The organism is Pandoraea fibrosis (assembly GCF_000807775.2).
Classification (GTDB): domain Bacteria; phylum Pseudomonadota; class Gammaproteobacteria; order Burkholderiales; family Burkholderiaceae; genus Pandoraea; species Pandoraea fibrosis.
The window spans coordinates 4,339,723-4,356,497 of the sequence record NZ_CP047385.1; the positions used below are offsets into that span (position 1 = coordinate 4,339,723).

Consider the following 16,775-nt stretch of genomic DNA (forward strand, 5'->3'; position numbering starts at 1 on the left):
CTAGCGGCCCGCAGAACCCGATGTCCCGGCTGCGTGGGTGCCGGAACCCGCAGGTGGCGGCATCGCCCCGGCGCCACGGCTCGTCGTCTGCGCGGTCGCCGCCCCGCCCCCGGACGTATTGCGCGCCTCCATGACCGGCGTTCCTGGACGCAACTTGAGTTGCCCGTCGACGACCACCCGCGTGCCCGCCGTCAGGCCGCTCTCGATGATGGCCTGCGTACCCTGCGTGACGCCCACCTTCACGGGTTGTACCGCCGCCCGCCCCTGCTCGTTCACCACATAGACGAAAGTCCCACCGGGACCGTTCTGCACCACCGACGCATCGAGCGCGATTGCCTGCGACATCACCCCGAGCGTCAGCCGCGCATTGACATACTGGCCGGGCCACAGCCGATGGCCGGCGTTCGCGAACGTCGCCTTGAGCTGCACGGTGCCGCTCGTGTTGTCGATCTGATTGTTGATAAGCGTGAGTTTTCCGGAGGCCAATCGCTCCCCCCCATTTCGCGCGTAAGCGTCGACCGCCAGCCCCGCATTGCCCGCCGTCTGCATCGCGGCATTCACGGCGCCGACGGTGTCCTCGGGCAAGGTGAACAGCACCGTGATCGGATCGATCTGATTGACGATGACGATGCCGCTCGCGTCGGCGGCGTGCACGATATTGCCGACATCGACCAGACGTACCCCGGTCCGCCCGTCAATGGGAGACCGGATCGTCGTGTAATCGAGTTGCACCGACGCGTAGTCGATCTGTGCCTGATCGGTCAGCACCGCCGCTTCGAGCTGCTTGACGAGCGCAGCCTGCGTATCCGCCTGCTGCTGGGACGACGCCCCCTGTGCGGCGAGGGTCTGGTAGCGCTTCAGATCGAGCCGCGCGTTCACGAGCTGCGCGACGTCGCGTGCCTTCGTGGCACGCGCCTGTTCGAGCTGCGCTCGGTACGGCCTCGCGTCGATTTGCACGAGCAAGTCGCCCGCCTTCACGTCACGCCCTTCGGAGAACGCCACCCGTTCGATCTGACCGTCGACCCGTGCGCGCACCGTGACCGACGTGGTGGCCTGCACAGTGCCGATCCCGATGACGTAGCGCGGCAGGTCCGCAGCCGTCACAACGCTCGACACGACGGCGACAGGAGGCGGCGGTGCAGCAGGCGGTGCCGTGCGGTGCGCCGCCCAGCGCCAGACCAGCAGCGCCACGACGACCAACGCGACGAGGACGAGCCAGCGCCAGCGACGCGACGCGTCAGAGCGGCGTGGGTCGTCGGGCGCGGGCCCGGCATTGTCTTGCGCCGTGGGTTGCGTCATGACGCCTCCCTGGGGAGTCCGATCCAGAATGGCCGGGGGTCCGTCGCGGCGACGGCCGGCGCCGTCTGACGCTGCGACAAACCCGATATCGTCCCGGCCGGATGGCGGGATGTGCTCACGAGTGTGTCGTATCTGCGCAGGGCTCGCAGTCCGCATTTTCCCTGCCTATACAAGGCCTTGCCACGTGACGGACAGCCGGCTGCCATGCTCGCGCCATGCGGGGGCGAGCATGACGTTTTGTGGATTCCAAACGTCTGTTTTACCCACGACGCGTCGGCAGCGAACTGGCTGCGGGGCCGCGCCACGCCTCGCGCTTTGGACATGGGCATACTCACTTCGTTATACTTGCCCAATCTCGACGGCGCCGCCGGTCAGCCCCGATCCGCGGGCACGCGCTGCCGCGCAGCCTCCTGCCTGCCCCGAGCCGTCAATGTCCATGAGCAAGTGATGAACGCCGATCCGCAAGAACTCAATAAATTCAGTGAATTGGCCCACCGTTGGTGGGACCCGCACAGCGAATTCAAGCCGCTGCACGAGATCAACCCGTTGCGTCTCGACTGGATCGAGCAACATGTGCCGCTGCAAGGCAAACGTGTGCTGGACATTGGCTGCGGCGGCGGCATCCTCTCCGAATCGATGGCTCGTCAGGGGGCGCGCGTGAAGGGGATCGACCTGTCGAAGAAGGCGCTCGGCGTGGCCGACCTGCATAGCCTGGAAGCGGGCCTGTCCATCGATTACGAAGAAATTTCGGCCGAGGCCCTGGCCGCCCGCGACGCCGGAACCTACGACGTGGTGACGTGCATGGAAATGCTTGAGCATGTGCCGTCGCCCGCGTCGATCGTGGCGGCCTGCGCAACGCTCGTCAAACCGGGCGGCCATGTCTTCTTCTCGACGCTCAACCGCAAGCCCAAGGCCTGGTTGCTGGCCGTGGTCGGCGCCGAGTATGTGCTGCGCATGCTGCCGCGCGGCACGCACGATTACGCCAAGTTCATTCGCCCGTCGGAACTCGCGTCGTTTGCCCGCGCCAGCGGACTCACGGTGCGCGACCTGCGCGGCATGACGTACAACCCGCTGAGCAAGCGTTACGCGATCAATCGCGACACCGACGTCAATTACATGATCGCGTGCACGCGCGATGCCTGATATGTTCGAGCCCCCCGCCCGAGTGCCCACCTCCGCTCCCGAAGCTGCACAGCGCCTGTTGAACGGCAACGTGCGCGCGGTCCTGTTCGATCTGGACGGCACGCTCGCCGACACGGCACCGGATCTCGTTGCTGCGGTCAACAAAGTGCGTACCGACCGCGGTTTGCCGCCGGGTCCTTACGAGACGTTGCGTTTGCAGGCCTCGCACGGCGCGCGCGGATTGATCGGCAGTGCCTTCGGCATTGGCCCCGACGACGCGGCGTTCCCCTCGTTGCGCGATGCGTTTCTTGCCAATTACGAAGCCGCCTTGTGCGTACAAAGTCATCTGTTCGACGGTGTACCTGCGTTGCTCGCGGCACTGGCCGAACGCGGCATGCCCTGGGGCATCGTCACCAACAAGGCAGCCCGGCTGACGAATCCACTCGTGAAGCTGCTGGGGCTCGCCGACGGTGCTGCCTGCGTGGTGTCCGGCGACACCACGCCGCATAGCAAGCCGCACCCGGCGCCGCTACTGTACGCAGCCGAGTGCATCGGTGTCGCACCGACGCAGATCGTGTATGTCGGCGACGATCTGCGCGACATTCAGGCGGGCAAAGCGGCGGGGATGGCGACCGTTGCGGCCGCTTACGGTTATTGCGGCGATACGTTGGCCCCGGCTCAGTGGCAGGCCGACGCCGTCGTCGAACGCGCGGGTGCGATCGCCCCGCTGGTGATGTCGCAGGCCTGACCGGCCACGTCATTGCCTGCCGGGACAGGGCCGCTGCCGCAGCGGCCGGTCCCGGATCTGTCCCGCCGCGCAACAGTGGCGCGGCGCGTGCTTCACTGGCGACTTACGGGAGACCGCATGGCCGAGCAAGCGAACGATCGCAAACCCTCTTCGAACACCACCTCGGGCGGCACCCGCCTGCAGCAAGGCGTCGCCCGCGCACAAGCGCTTGGACGCGATCCCGACGTGCGCCGCCGCGCGCGCAAGACCGGCCTGTGGGCCGCTGGCGTCATTGCCGTGTTCGGTGTCGTCAGCTATTTCACGGTACCTGCCGTCCTGAAGCATTACGCCGTCGACAAGCTCTCCGCCTATCTGGAACGGCCGGTGAGCGTGGGTGGCGTCAGCTTCAATCCCTACACCCTGCGCCTCGATCTGCGTCAGGTCCACATCGGCGACAAGACACCGGGGCAGCCATTCGTCGACGTTGGCATGTTGCGTGTGAACGCTTCGTGGGGGTCCGTGTTCCGTTTTGCGCCGATCGTCGACGAGCTTTACATCGACACACCGGTCGTCAATATCGTGCGCACCGCGCCGCAGCGTTTCAACTTCTCGGACATCATCGATCGCGCGACGTCCGGGCCGCCGTCGCCCGAGCCTTCGAAGCCCGCGCGCTTTGCACTGAACAACGTTCAGATCAAGAACGGCACGATCCGCGTCGACGATACCGTGCAGAACGAAAAGCACGTCGTCGACAATCTGCAGGTCGGTGTGCCGTTCATCGCCAATCTGCCGGCCGATACCGATATCTTCGTGCAGCCACTGCTTCAGGCGTCCATCGACGGGTCGCCGCTGCACATCTCGGGGCAGACCAAGCCGTTCGCCGACTCCATGGAATCGACGGTCGACATCAAACTCGACCATCTCGATGTACCGAAGTACCTCGGTTACTCGCCGCTCACGGTGCCGGCACAAATCAAAAGCGCCTCGATCAGCACGGACCTCAAGCTGCGCTTCACGCGTGACAAGGAAGGCAACCATGTCCTGCTCACGGGCACGGCCGGACTCTCGGATGCCAAGGTCGTCGAGTCGGATGGTTCGCCGATCGTCGCCGTCAAGCAAGTCGATGTGAAGCTGGCCAAGGTGGAGCCGCTCAACAACGTCATTCATATCGATAGTGTTCGTATCGATGGCCTCGACCAGCAGGTCACGCTGAGAAAAGACGGTTCGCTCAATGTCGAAAAGGCGCTGCTGCCGCAGCGCACGGTAATCAAGGCCGTGGGCAAGGCGGTCGATCAGGCCGCAGCGTCTCCGCAAGCCCACGAGGCGGCCAGAAGTGCCCCGCAAGTCCCGGCGCAGCAGACGGCACGACCGGCAACGCCGGCGTCGGCTGCCGAAGCGGCGCAAGTCAAGACACAGGCTGCGGCCCAGCCCACGCCGCTCGATCTGCTGATCGGCGACGTCTCGCTCGTGAACAGCAAAGTGCGCTTCACCGACGAACGTGGGGCGAAACCGGCGAGCGTGGCGTTGGAGAACGTTCAGATCGGTGTGAAGCAGTTCTCGACGCTCGGCAAGGAACCGGCGACGTATGACGCGTCGCTCGGCATTCAGAGCGGCGGCTCGGTTAAAGCACATGGCCAGTTCAGTCTGAACGCATACAACGCAAGCGGCGAACTCGACGCGCAGTCGATTGCCCTCGCGCCGTTGCTGCCCTTGGCGCAAGGCGCGCTCGCGGGCGATCTGAAGAGCGGTACGGTGGGTGCACAGGCCAAGTTCAACGCGGCCTTCTCTCCCGACAAGCAGCCGAACGTGCAAATTTCGCCGGCTACGGCCACGCTTGAGAAGATCGAGTGGCTTACCGGCCAAAAGGGCGATGCGCCGCTCAAGCTTGCCAAGGCGGAAGCGAAACTTTCACGTTTCGATCTGGGCGCACGGCAGGCGGTCGTCGACGAGGTCACGGTCACCGGGCTGGATGTCTCGGCACGCCGGGACAAGGACGGCAAGATCAACCTGCTCGCCCTGACCGGGAATGGTCAGCCGAAGGCCGCCACTAGCAACGCTCAGAGTATCCAGTCGCGCGTTGGCACCGAACGCGGTCGCCGAACCTCTGCCAAGGCCTCGGGACCTCAGGCAAGTGCCGGCGACTGGCAATGGAAGGTTGGCAAGGTCGCCATCGAGAACGCGAGCATCGGGTTCGAAGATCGTGACGTCAAAGGCCGTCCGATCAACGCAAAATTTGCGCCCCTGAACGTCAAGGTGCAAGGTGCGTCGCAGGACATGAGCAAACCGTTGCAACTCGAAGTCAACGGCACGCTCAATAAGAAGGGTTCGCTCAACGCCTCCGGCAACATCACGCCGCAACCGCTCGCGGGCGACCTCCAGATCAAGACGCAGCAACTCGATCTGGCCGCGTTCGACTCCTATATGAGCGATCAACTGAACGCGAGCATCGCCAGCGCCCTGCTCTCCAGCAACGGGCGCGCCACCTTTGCCATGAAGGGCGATACCCCGCAGGCGACGTATCGCGGTGATGCAACGCTCGGCAACGTCCGCTTGCTCGACAAGGTGACGGCGGACGACTTCATGCGTTGGAACGCGTTGTCCGTTCAGCAGATCAATCTGGCGGTAGGCAGTGGCAAGCCCAATGTGCAGATGGGCAGCATTGCGTTGTCGCGGTTCTACGCGCGACTGATCATCAACGCCAACGGGCGGCTGAATCTGGCCGACGTGGTCGGCAACAAGGAGACGGCGCCCCGGTCGCTCACGCGCGCCAACGAAGGCGTGCCACTCGGCGGGGCAGCGGAAAAGCCACCGCTTGATGCGGCGGCATCTGCCGTTGAAGCCGGGCAACCGACGGAAGTCGAGAAGAAGGAGCAGAAACCGGGCGAGACGACCGCGCAGCGCGGCCCGGGCTACGGCGCCGGCAAGGCCCTGCCTGCGGACGTCCACATCGGACGTATCACGTTGCAGGGCGGGAACATCAACTTTACCGACAACTTCGTCAAGCCGAACTACACGGCCAATCTGACGGACATCGGCGGACGTATCGGCGCGTTCGGCACGGCAACGACCGAACCTGCGGAAGTGGCGCTGCAAGGCAAGGTCAACCGCAATGCGCCGATCGGTATCACCGGCAAGATCAATCCGCTTGCGCCGATGGCGTTTGTGGATATTGGCGCCAAGGCTGACGGCATCGAGCTGACCAACCTGACGCCGTACTCCACCAAATACGCGGGCTACCCCATCGAAAAGGGCAAGCTCACGGTGGATGTGCACTACTTGCTCGATCAGGCGAAGCTCACGGCGAACAACCATATCTTCATCGACCAGTTGACGTTCGGCGACCGCGTGGAAAGTCCGACGGCCACGAATTTGCCGGTGCGGCTGGCGGTATCGCTGCTGAAGAATTCGCGGGGCGAGATCGACGTCGACATTCCGATTTCCGGCTCGCTCGACGATCCGCAGTTCAGCCTCGGTGGCGTGATTTTCCGGGCGTTCGTGAACCTGATCGTCAAGGCGGTGACGGCACCGTTCAGCTTGCTGGCGTCGGCGTTTGGCGGCGGTGATCAGGAGTTGGGCTATGTGGAGTTCGCGCCCGGGAGCGCACGGCTGACGCCCGAGAGCGAAAAGCGGCTCGAGACGCTGGTGAAGGCATTGACCGATCGCGAGGCGCTGAAGCTGGATATCGAGGGCCGCGTCGATCCCGCGAAGGACACCGACGGTTTGCGCAGCGTGGCCGTGGAACGTGCGATCAAGGCGCAGAAGGTCAAGTCGATGGTCGGCAAGGGCGAAAGCATCGACGTCGACAGCGTGACGGTGAGCCCGGAGGAGCGCAGCAAGTACTTGACGGCCGCTTACAAGGCGGCGGACTTTGCCAAGCCGCGCAACATGATCGGGTTTGCCAAGTCGCTGCCGGATGACGAGATGGAAAAGCTGCTGGAGACGAACGTCAAGGTGAACGATGACGATCTGCGGGCGTTGGCGGAACGGCGTGCCCAACGGGTGCGATCGTGGCTGGACGGGAAGATCGCGTCGGATCGGTTGTTCGTGGTGGCACCGAAGCTCAATGCCGATGGCATCAAGGACAAGGGGGCGACCACCCGGGTGGACTTCGCACTGAAATGAGCCATTTGTGTCATAATCGCTACTCCACTGGGGCCGACATGGTTTCGACGTGGGTAGCGAAGCGATTCAGGGCATACCGAGGACCCGTCACCTCGTTAATCAATGGGAAATTAAGTAACCGCTAACAACGACCGTTACGCACTGGCTGCCTAAGGGCGCCTACCTCGCACTAGCTCGCTGATGGGTTAGGGTAGCAATACCACGCGAGGTTATTTACATCAGCTAATCTCCGGTGGTGCCATGGCGCCGGGGCCGAAAATCAAGTGGATCGCCGTTGCGAAGCGTGTTCGTCCGCGACAAAACGGTTAAATCAAATGACTGAACTAAGTATGTAGAACTGATCGTAGAGTGCTTGCGGACGCGGGTTCGATCCCCGCCGGCTCCACCAACAACACTTCCGAAGACTGTCTCAGTCTTCCGTAAAACCCCGATAGAGCAAGCCTCTTCGGGGTTTTTCTTTTTCAACGCCCCTTCCCTGTATTCAACCCAAGAAACGGAAACGGCGGCGCCGTCTTGAAATCGGCGGACACTTCGCCGCTGAACGTGTTGCGCTGATCCTTACCGAGATCCAGCCGCTTCACCGGCGCCCCGGCGGCAAAATCCACCTTGTTCAAATCCACCCAGAACGTGTTCGGCGTCAGCGCCGATTCGAAGAAGTAAAGCATGCGCTTGTGATCGACCACCGTGCGCCAGCGCGTCGACGAAATATTCGGTTCGCCCGGCGTCGTGATCCCATACGGCACCGACGCATTGCGAATCACACTGAACACGCTGGCCAGCGCCTCGACCGGATCTTCGTTCTTCGGAATCGCATTGATGTAGAACGACGCCCGCGCAAAACGATCCGACGAGCGATTCGTTCCCGGCAGGAACGTCGTCCCTCCGATCTGCTTCCAGTACGTATTCAATGCCAATTGCTCGTCGAATGTCGGCGAGTTCGTCATCACCTGATACTGACGACCATGGTGAATCACCTGCCGGCCGTCGATGTACTCGACGATGGCGCTATCGCCAGACTTGTCCGACATCGACAGGTGCAGCGTCGTGAGCCGGTTCTCGCCCGGCACGTTGTCCGTCACAATCGTGAACGGCACTTTCTCCAGCGCCGCGACGGCTTCGGCGACCGTCGCAAAGTTGTCCAGCACGTATTGGGCCCAGGCGGCGATCGTCAGCCCCGGCTTCGAGCCCTTGTCGAAGGTCGGATATTGCGACTCCACCAGCCATAGCAACTGCGCAGACAACCCTTTCTCATTGACGCCGTCCGTCGTCGAAACGTCGTAACCCGTGGCCACCACACTGCCATATCTGGCCGTCCAGCGAAGGGAGTTCGGCCCGGCTTCGCCCGAACGCGTGATGCCACGCGGCAACACATAGAGATTGGTGGCGACGTCGAGCTTCCAGTCCATCGAGCGTGCCGTGATGACGTCGTCGTTCGCGCCGAGATACACCACCCGGGTGCAGGCCAATGACGACGGCGCAGAGAGTGCGAGCGTTGCTGCCGCGACAAGGCAAGGCAGCGTTTTGACAAACATGCGGGGCATGACGATACCTCACGTTTGAGGGAAGGATTCGCGCAAGCCGTCAGTATAACGATGGAATCCTCGATGCCAGCGCCACACTCGTCACCGAACCCTCAAGCCCCGCGCAACCTCACTCGACGAGAATCGGATAGAGCGACGCCACCAGCAGTGCCGCCGCAAATCCATTGAAGATCCGCACCGAGCGCGCATCGGTGAGCACACGACGCATCGCGACGCCGAAGCCGGCCCACAAGCCGATACACGGCGCGCACAACACGCCATAGATCAGCGCAAGCACCATCACGTCAGGCAAATGCGACGCATTGGGCAGGTAGGTGCTGATCGCCCCGATCGCCATCACCCATGCCTTCGGATTCACCCACTGGAACGCCGCCGCACCGAGAAACCCCATTGGCCGTTCGCGCTCACGACGCGCGCCATCCATCGGCCCCGAACGCGCCAGATGCCACGCGAGCCACAACAAATATGCCGCGCCGACATACCTCAGCACGGTGTGAATCACCGGGAAACGCACGAAGACCGAGTGCAATCCCGTGCCCGTCAGAAAGACCATCAGCGCAAAGCCGAAGGCAATGCCGGCCAGATGCGGCAACGTGCGCACGAAGCCGTAGTTCAGCCCCGAGGCGAGAATCATCATATTGTTCGGCCCCGGCGTCACCAGTGTGATGACAGCGAAAGCACAGAAGGCCAGCAATTGTTCGGTCGTCATATTCGAAAGTCTGAAACACTCGCTTCAGCCCGCGTCCGGCAGTCGGCCCGGAAGTCGCGGCGCCGCATCGGAGACACGGCGGGAGCATGGTGGAAGCGCAGCGGAAACACAGAATAGGCACGGCCATCTTCCGAATCCCGGTACAGTTCGCCAAATTCGGACAGGCCTGTACCGGTCACCCACCATGACAGTTTCGACGCCAGCCCCTCGTCGGCAGGCATGCCTGCCCGATTGACGACCCACTGCCACACAATCCCCGGCGTCGTGCGAAAATCGAAGGCATCCGAACGAAGCCGTCGATACCGGCGCGCAGCGCCTGCTACCGCCACTATCCTCGCTCACCGACCGCTCGACACCGCCCCCGATGCCGCCCCGCCTGCCACCGCTATCCGCCCTGCGCCTGTTCGAAGCGGCCGGGCGCCACCAGAGCTTCAAACGCGCCGCCGCCGAGTTGCATCTCACGCCGAGCGCGGTGAGCCACGGCATTGTCGGGCTGGAGCAAACGCTGGGCGTCGCCCTGTTCACCCGTTCGCCACAAGGGCTCTCGCTCACGCCGGAAGGCGTGGACTATCTCGCCTATGTGACTGAAGCGTTCTCGCTACTGCTCACCGGTACGCGACGCCTGCCCACCCCCGACGCCTCGCGCGCCATCGCCATTACCTGTGCCCCGACCTTCGCCTCACGCTGGCTTCTGCCCCGGCTTGAAACATTCGTGAAACGTATGCCGAACGTCGACATCACGGTGGACACATCGCGCCGGCAGGTGGGTTTCCCGACCGACGGGTTCGACTTCGCCATCCGCCTCTCGCGCGCTCCGGTCGCGAGCGACACCTGGCACCGGCTGTTCAGCGAACGATTCGTGCCCGTGTGCAGCCCGGCATATCACGCAAGCCACGCCGACGCGCACGGCAGGATCGACCTGCGCACCGTCACGCGAATCCACGTCAGCAGCGCCAGCGAAGATTGGCAAGGCTGGATCGAAAGCGCCGGCATCGACGACTTCGATGCGCAAGGCGGACTGAGTTTCGACAGCATTCAGATGGCGTTCGAAGCGGCAATGACCGACCTTGGCGTCGTCATCGGCCGTCGTCCGCTGGTCGACGAATATCTCGCAAGCGGCGCGCTGGTGCCCGCGCACGACATCACCACGCCAGCGCAAGGCGCCTATTGGCTGATCTGCGCGCACGACATCGATCCGCACCCCGAATGCGTGGCGTTCCGAGAATGGGTGATCGAGCAGGCTCGCCCGCCCTTAGGTGAATAAAATTCACCCGAGACAGCGCACAACTCCTTTGCTATACGTGGATTTCATTGCGAGACTACGGTGAGGAGGACTCACCGCCATGCAAAAATCCGTTGTTTCCGCATCGCCCTCGTTACAAAACCGCGTCACCCTGATCATCATTGCCGGTGCACTCGTGCTGAGTGCGGCGATGGGCACTCGCCAGACGTTCGGTCTGTTCATCAATCCGTTCTCTTACGATCGGGGCGTGCCCGTTACCCTCGTCGCCTTCGCCATCGCATTGCACAATCTCGTGTGGGGATTCGCTCAACCGTTTGCCGGGGCCATGGCAGACCGTCACGGCCCCGCCCCCGTGGTTGCCTTCGGCGCCTTTGCTTTCGCCGGCGGACTCGCGATGGCGGCGTTGGCGCCGTCAGGCATATGGCTCGTCATCGGGCTTGGCGTGCTGGTCGGGCTCGGCATCAGTTGCACGACGTTCGGCGTGGTACTGCCCGCCGTCAGCCGCGCCGTGACGCCAGAGAAGCGCACGATGGCAATGGGACTCGTGAGCGCTGGCGGCTCGCTCGGACAAGTGGCGCTGGTCCCCATCGCGCAAGGTCTGCGTCAGACCTACGGCGTATCGACCTCGCTCTTCGTCCTTGCGCTGATCCTGTGCTGCGCCGCGCCGCTCGGTCTGGTCATGACGCTGCAACGGCGCAGCAAGGCAACCGCTTCGGGCGTTACCGGCACGCCCACCGCTCCCAAGACCGACAACGACAGCGAACATGTCTCACTGCGCGACGTGCTGCATCAGGCACGCACCCACCGTGGGTATCAATTGCTGACGCTCGGCTTCTTCACCTGCGGCTTCCAGTTGGCCTTCATTGCCACGCACCTGCCTGGCTATCTGCTGATGTGCCATATGCCCGTCGGTCTGGGGGCCACGGCGCTCGCCCTGATTGGCCTGTTCAATATGGCGGGAAGTTGGGCGTGCGGCTGGCTCGGCGGACGATATCGTCAGCATCACGTGCTGGGCTGGTTGTACCTGATTCGCGGGGCGGCCATCGCACTCTTCTTCCTGCTGCCGAAGTCCGACACAAGCGTGGTGATCTTTGCCGCCGTCATGGGGCTAACGTGGCTCGGCACCGTGCCGCTCACGAGCGGTCTGGTGGCGAAGGTCTTCGGTACTCAACATCTGGGAACGCTCTTCGGCCTGTGCTTCATGAGCCATCAGGTCGGCTCGTTCCTCGGGGCCTGGCTGGGCGGCTATGTGCTCGACGTCACCGGCTCGTACAACCTCATCTGGGCTGCGACGGCGATCCTCGGTGCGGTAGCGGCCGCCCTTCACTTCCCGATCAACGACGACCGCGTGGCGCCCCCCGTCCGATCACCGATGCCTGCCAGCGTCTGAGTGCCGCCGGTGGGTGGGACCGAGCGAGGGAATGAGCCAATTACAGCCGATGCGCGCTCACCAGACGAAATATCTTCGTCCAGCGCTGCGCCAGCGAACGGTCGGGCATCGGCACACGCCAATTGGCTTGCGCCTGATGGGCAAGTTCGAGCACGAGCCACCACCGGCCGCCCTCGTTCACCGGATGCGCCGACGACACATCCGAAAACACGAAGCGCGTCTCATGCTCCGCGACGCGAATCGTGCCCATCTTGCGCTCGGCGTCGAGCGTGAGTTCGCCCCACTCGCCCGTGACGCTGACACACCGTTTGCCATCGCGCCGCACGCCATGCACGGCGCGATAATGGCGTACCGCATTCCCGATGAGCCACACGACGATCAACACACATACAACAATCGTCGCGACGGCGGCCAGCGTGCCGAAGCGAAGCGCCACGGCGTCATATACACGCACCGCACCGTACACGATGCCCGCCAGCACGACGAGCGCGAGAAGTATGAATGGCACCCTGCCCCTCCTGCATCGATAGCGTTCGCGCCGACAGATCGCGAACATGAAAAAACCCCGCCGGCGGAACAGCCCGGCGGGGCTTTATTTCACCACAGGCAACGTGCCCGCGTCGGCCAGCGCCGGCCGCGAACACGACACATCACACATTTAACGCTGCGGCTGCGGTGCGGCGCCCACGTCCTTGCGCACCTTCGCCACTTGCGCGGTCGTGACTGCCGGTGCCTTGTTGCCCCAGCTCGAACGCACGAACGTCAGCACATCGGCCACATCCTGATCGGTCAGGCGGTCGTCGAAGCCCGGCATCGCGTAATGCGTCGGCGCCGACTTCGTCGAAGGCATTTCTGCCCCGCGCAAGACGATATGGATGAGCGAGGTCGGGTCTGCCGAGTTCACCGTCGAACTGAGCGCAAGCGTCGGGAACGTCTGCGTGTAGCCCTTGCCCGTGCTGCGGTGGCACGCGGCACAGTTGTCGATGAAGGTCAGCGCACCGTTGCTCTTGTCGGAGCCCGCACGCAACGCCTTGGCCGCGGTTTCATCGTAGGCCAGTGCCTTGGCGTTCGGATCGACCGGTTTAAGCGTCTTCAGGTACTTGGCGACGGCGGTGAGATCGTCGTCGTTCATGTACTGCGTGCTGTGCTGCACGACGTCCGACATGCCGCCGAAGGCTGCCGAATGGTCGTTACGCCCGCCCTTGAGGAATGCCGTGATGTCGCCTTCACTCCAGTTGCCCAGACCGTCGGTCGCATCGCCACGCAGGTTCTTCGCAAGGAAGTTGTCGACCACGCCCCCCGAGAGGAACGCGGTGCTGTCGTCCGTCAGCGCCTTCTCCTGCAAGGCCACGCCACGCGGCGTATGACAGGCACTGCAATGGCCCAGACCTTCGACGAGATAACGTCCGCGCGAGATCGGATCGTTGTCGGTCGACGCGGCATCGGCCACGACCGCCGGAGCGAACATCTTGCGCCAGATCGACAACGGCCAGCGCATCGACATCGGCCACGGAATGTCCGTTGCCTTGTTCGCCTGCGCGACAGGCTGCACGCCGCCCATGAAGTAGGCATACAACGCCTTCACGTCCGCCGGACGCACTTTCGCATACGACGTGTACGGCATGGCCGGATACAGCGTCGAGCCATTCTTCGCGACGCCGTGACGCACCGCCTTGTCGAAGTCTTCGAGGCTGTAGTTGCCGATTCCGGTGTCCTTGTCCGGCGTGATGTTCGTCGAGTAGATCGTGCCGATGGGCGACGCGATCGGCAGACCGCCTGCGAACGGCTTGCCCTTGGGGGCCGTATGACACGCAGCGCAATCGGCCGCACGAGCGAGATATTCGCCCTGCTTCACGAGTTGCGCTTGCGGATCGTTGGCGGCGGGCGACTGTGCTCCGCCCTCCACGGCCACGGCGGGAACCGAACGCGTCGGTACCGGCGAGACGGCGGCGCCGGAGGGCGCCGTCGCGCTCTGCGCCCACACGGCAGCGGCCACGAGCGCGAGCGCCCCGACTGTCAGCACACCAACGGAGCGTTTCATCATCGTTTTGCGGATCATGGTTGCGCTCCTCAGGCTTGCACCAGCGGGCCGGCGTTCTTGAGGTACTGTTCGCGAATCGCCTTCGCAGACCAGTACGCCAGCGCCGCCACCACGCCCGTGGGGTTGTAACCCATGTTCTGCGGGAACGCCGATGCGCCCATCACGAACACGTTGGACACGTCCCAGCTCTGCAGATACTTGTTGACCACGCTGTTCGACGGATTGGTGCCCATGATGGCGCCCCCGGTCGTATGCGTGCTCTGGTAGATCCGCGTGTCGTAATGGGTGCCCTTCTTGCGGATCGCGCGAAACACCTTCTCGGGATTCATCGCGCGACCCACTTCTTCCATCCGGTCGCCCATGTACCCCAGCATGGCGTATTCGTTGTCATGCCAGTCGAACGTCATGCGCAGCAGCGGCACGCCGTAGGCATCCTTGTACGTCGGATCGAGATCGAGGCAAGCATCGCGATACGACATGACGGAACCGGAAATGCCGATGGTCATGTAGCGCTGATAGGCGTCGGCAACGCCGGCCTTCCACTTGCTACCCCACGACGGCGTGCCCGGCACGGTCGGGGTCATCTTGATCGGACGCCCGCCATAGCGAACGTGGCGAATACTCGCGCCGCCAATGAAGCCCAGCGGTCCGTGGTCGAACTGGTCGCCGTTCAGGTCGTCCATCGACACGCCACCGGCGCCCGTGCCGATGAACGGGTTCAACTGCGTGCCCTTGGGCAGCAACACGTTCACCGCGCCGTTCATCTGGTAGGCGTAGTTCTTGCCGACGACCCCCTCGCCCGTCTTCGGATCGTAAGGCTTGCCAATGCCCGAGAGCAGCAGCAAGCGCACGTTGTGCATCTGATAGGCTGCCATGATGACGAGGTCGGCAGGCTGCTCGACTTCGCGGCCCTGCGCGTCGATATACGTCACACCGGTGGCCTTCTTGCCGTCGCTGTCCAGATTCACCTTGACGACATACGCGTTCGTGCGCAGTTCGAAATTGGTCTTCTTGAGCAATACCGGCAAGATGGTCGTCTGCGGCGACGCCTTCGAATACATGTAGCAGCCGTAGTTCTCGCAAAAGCCGCAGAAGTTGCACGGTCCGAGACGCACGCCATACGGATTCGTATACGGCTCGGACGTATTCGCGGCAGGCGCCGGATACGGATTGAAACCCACGTCGCGGGCCGCCTTCTCGAACAACGTCGCGCCGTAAGTATTCTGCAGCGGCGGCGTGGGGAATTCGCTCGAGCGAGCGCCCTCGCGCGGGTTGCCGCCCGGCACGATCTTGCCGTTCAGATTCCCGGCTTTGCCCGACGTGCCGAACACCTTCTCGGCGAAGTCGAAGTGCGGCTCCAGTTCTTCATAGCTCACGCCGAAGTCCTGAATCGTCATGCCCTCGGGAATGAACTTCTTGCCGTAGCGTTCTTCGTAATGACTGCGCAGCTTCAGTTCTTCCGGAAGAATGCGGTAGTGCATGCCGTTCCAGTGAAACCCCGCACCGCCCACGCCATTGCCCAGCAGGAACGAGCCGTTCTGGCGGTAAGGCACGGCGAGATCGTCCGGCGTGTGACGAATCGTGACAGTCTCGCGGGCCAGCTCCTGAAAGAGCTTGCCTCGCACCGAGTATTCGAGTTCGTCGATGACCTTGGGGTACTGCGCGTCGGTCGGCGTGTCGCGCATGGCGCCGCGCTCGAGCGCCACGACATTGAGTCCTGCATCGGTGAGTTCCTGCCCGAGGATCGCCCCGGTCCAGCCAAAGCCCACGATGACGGCATCGACCTTGTCTTTCTTGATTGCCATAGCGTTGTCCCCTTAGCCCCGTTTTCCGGAAATCGACACGGGCCCATACGGGTACTTGACGTTGGGCTGGTCCACCCAGTCCATATAGTCGGCGCGAGCGCCGGGGAAGCCGACCAGCTTCCAGCCGACCATGTCCTTGTTGCCACCGTGAATCGGGTCCGAGAGGAACCCTTCCTTCGTGTTGGCCAGCAAATAGGAGAAGAATGTGCGCGCAGGCACGCTGTCGAACTCGATCTTTGCGTGTTCGAGATCGCCCAGCACGGTTTCCTGCGTCGCGTGATCGAGGTCGGCGAACGCCTTGTTGTACTGCTTCTTGCAGTACGCGTCGCATGCCGCAATGCCGTGACGGTAGATGTCACGTGGCACGAGGCTCAACTGGTAGCCCATCTCGGGCGGCTGATCGGGATGGAACGGCCCCTGCATGTACCAGAGCTTGCCGTGCCCGAAAGGGGTCTCCATCTGACGGTCGATGAACTGCGGCACATCGGCTTGCAGCGCACCCGGACCAAGATCGTCGGCGGGAATCAGACGGTCGACGGCAGCGTTCACGAAACGCCATTCGTCGGCAGTAAAGTACTTGGGCTCGTAGGGAGTGGTCGAAGCAGCGGGGGCAGCGGGTTTATCGCTGCTACAGGCGGACTGCGTAAGCGTCGCACCGGTGGCGAGAGTCGTGGCAGGCACGATCGCCAGCACCTGGCGCAGAAAGCGCCGGCGCGGTTCCTTGTCCTGTGACATGGAGTTCTCCGTTTTTTGTGGGGGACGGGACGAATCACGCA

Annotated in this window: 12 protein-coding genes and 1 other RNA gene; 6 read left to right on the plus strand and 7 right to left on the minus strand. The window is 63.4% G+C overall.

What is annotated here, in order from left to right; genetic code table 11:
- Nucleotides 1-1,299 (minus strand): efflux RND transporter periplasmic adaptor subunit, encoded by a 1,299-nt coding sequence (locus PI93_RS19160; protein ID WP_052240593.1) that lies wholly within the window; start codon nt 1,297-1,299, stop codon nt 1-3.
- 444 nt (nt 1,300-1,743) lie between these two features.
- Between PI93_RS19160 and ubiG the strand changes: the two genes are divergently transcribed.
- The 4 genes from ubiG (at nt 1,744) to ssrA (ending at nt 7,658) form a co-directional block, all read left to right on the plus strand.
- Nucleotides 1,744-2,442, plus strand: coding sequence for a bifunctional 2-polyprenyl-6-hydroxyphenol methylase/3-demethylubiquinol 3-O-methyltransferase UbiG (gene ubiG / locus PI93_RS19165; protein WP_039369282.1), 699 nt, complete (start codon nt 1,744-1,746; stop codon nt 2,440-2,442).
- Between the two features lies 1 nt (nt 2,443).
- Nucleotides 2,444-3,169: a phosphoglycolate phosphatase gene (gph, locus tag PI93_RS19170; RefSeq protein ID WP_052240594.1), complete on the plus strand. Its 726-nt coding sequence runs from the start codon at nt 2,444-2,446 to the stop codon at nt 3,167-3,169.
- Nucleotides 3,170-3,286: 117 nt separating this feature from the next.
- Complete coding sequence (locus PI93_RS19175; RefSeq protein ID WP_052240595.1) at nt 3,287-7,270, plus strand: DUF748 domain-containing protein; 3,984 nt, start codon at nt 3,287-3,289, stop codon at nt 7,268-7,270.
- A 29-nt stretch (nt 7,271-7,299) separates the two neighbouring features.
- Nucleotides 7,300-7,658, plus strand: a transfer-messenger RNA (tmRNA) gene (ssrA, locus tag PI93_RS19180).
- A gap of 73 nt (nt 7,659-7,731) precedes the next feature.
- On the opposite strand, the gene PI93_RS19185 is transcribed toward ssrA, so the two are convergent.
- Nucleotides 7,732-8,802 carry a linear amide C-N hydrolase gene (locus PI93_RS19185; protein WP_144400485.1) on the minus strand — a complete coding sequence of 357 codons (1,071 nt, stop codon included), beginning with the start codon at nt 8,800-8,802 and terminating at the stop codon, nt 7,732-7,734.
- Between the two features lie 118 nt (nt 8,803-8,920).
- Nucleotides 8,921-9,520, minus strand: a complete 600-nt coding sequence (locus PI93_RS19190; RefSeq protein ID WP_039369288.1) for a LysE family translocator — start codon at nt 9,518-9,520, stop codon at nt 8,921-8,923.
- A gap of 364 nt (nt 9,521-9,884) precedes the next feature.
- On the opposite strand from PI93_RS19190, the gene PI93_RS19195 reads away from it, so the two are divergent.
- Nucleotides 9,885-10,784 (plus strand): LysR substrate-binding domain-containing protein, encoded by a 900-nt coding sequence (locus PI93_RS19195; protein WP_039369291.1) that lies wholly within the window; start codon nt 9,885-9,887, stop codon nt 10,782-10,784.
- 79 nt (nt 10,785-10,863) lie between these two features.
- Nucleotides 10,864-12,153, plus strand: coding sequence for an MFS transporter (locus PI93_RS19200; RefSeq protein ID WP_039369294.1), 1,290 nt, complete (start codon nt 10,864-10,866; stop codon nt 12,151-12,153).
- Between the two features lie 40 nt (nt 12,154-12,193).
- Here the strand turns inward: PI93_RS19200 and PI93_RS19205 are convergent, their stop codons facing one another.
- The 4 genes from PI93_RS19205 to PI93_RS19220 form a co-directional block, all read right to left on the minus strand.
- A complete protein-coding gene (locus PI93_RS19205; protein ID WP_039369297.1) occupies nt 12,194-12,661 on the minus strand; it encodes a hypothetical protein in 468 nt (155 codons plus the stop codon).
- 150 nt (nt 12,662-12,811) lie between these two features.
- The gene (locus PI93_RS19210) at nt 12,812-14,212 is read right to left on the minus strand and encodes a c-type cytochrome (protein ID WP_236105790.1); all 1,401 of its coding nucleotides are present in this window, start codon (nt 14,210-14,212) and stop codon (nt 12,812-12,814) included.
- Between the two features lie 11 nt (nt 14,213-14,223).
- Nucleotides 14,224-15,999: a GMC family oxidoreductase gene (locus PI93_RS19215; RefSeq protein WP_039369300.1), complete on the minus strand. Its 1,776-nt coding sequence runs from the start codon at nt 15,997-15,999 to the stop codon at nt 14,224-14,226.
- 12 nt (nt 16,000-16,011) lie between these two features.
- Nucleotides 16,012-16,734 carry a gluconate 2-dehydrogenase subunit 3 family protein gene (locus PI93_RS19220; RefSeq protein ID WP_039369303.1) on the minus strand — a complete coding sequence of 241 codons (723 nt, stop codon included), beginning with the start codon at nt 16,732-16,734 and terminating at the stop codon, nt 16,012-16,014.
- Nucleotides 16,735-16,775: the final 41 nt, after the last annotated feature.

What these genes read in the sequence shown, in the direction of transcription:
- PI93_RS19210 (WP_236105790.1), bottom strand. Translation starts at nt 14,212, where the DNA reads ATGATCCGCAAAACGATGATGAAACGCTCCGTTGGTGTGCTGACAGTC.
- PI93_RS19215 (WP_039369300.1), bottom strand. Translation starts at nt 15,999, where the DNA reads ATGGCAATCAAGAAAGACAAGGTCGATGCCGTCATCGTGGGCTTTGGC.
- PI93_RS19175 (WP_052240595.1), top strand. Translation starts at nt 3,287, where the DNA reads ATGGCCGAGCAAGCGAACGATCGCAAACCCTCTTCGAACACCACCTCG.
- PI93_RS19195 (WP_039369291.1), top strand. Translation starts at nt 9,885, where the DNA reads ATGCCGCCCCGCCTGCCACCGCTATCCGCCCTGCGCCTGTTCGAAGCG.
- PI93_RS19190 (WP_039369288.1), bottom strand. Translation starts at nt 9,520, where the DNA reads ATGACGACCGAACAATTGCTGGCCTTCTGTGCTTTCGCTGTCATCACA.
- PI93_RS19200 (WP_039369294.1), top strand. Translation starts at nt 10,864, where the DNA reads ATGCAAAAATCCGTTGTTTCCGCATCGCCCTCGTTACAAAACCGCGTC.
- PI93_RS19185 (WP_144400485.1), bottom strand. Translation starts at nt 8,802, where the DNA reads ATGTTTGTCAAAACGCTGCCTTGCCTTGTCGCGGCAGCAACGCTCGCA.
- gph (WP_052240594.1), top strand. Translation starts at nt 2,444, where the DNA reads ATGTTCGAGCCCCCCGCCCGAGTGCCCACCTCCGCTCCCGAAGCTGCA.
- PI93_RS19220 (WP_039369303.1), bottom strand. Translation starts at nt 16,734, where the DNA reads ATGTCACAGGACAAGGAACCGCGCCGGCGCTTTCTGCGCCAGGTGCTG.
- PI93_RS19160 (WP_052240593.1), bottom strand. Translation starts at nt 1,299, where the DNA reads ATGACGCAACCCACGGCGCAAGACAATGCCGGGCCCGCGCCCGACGAC.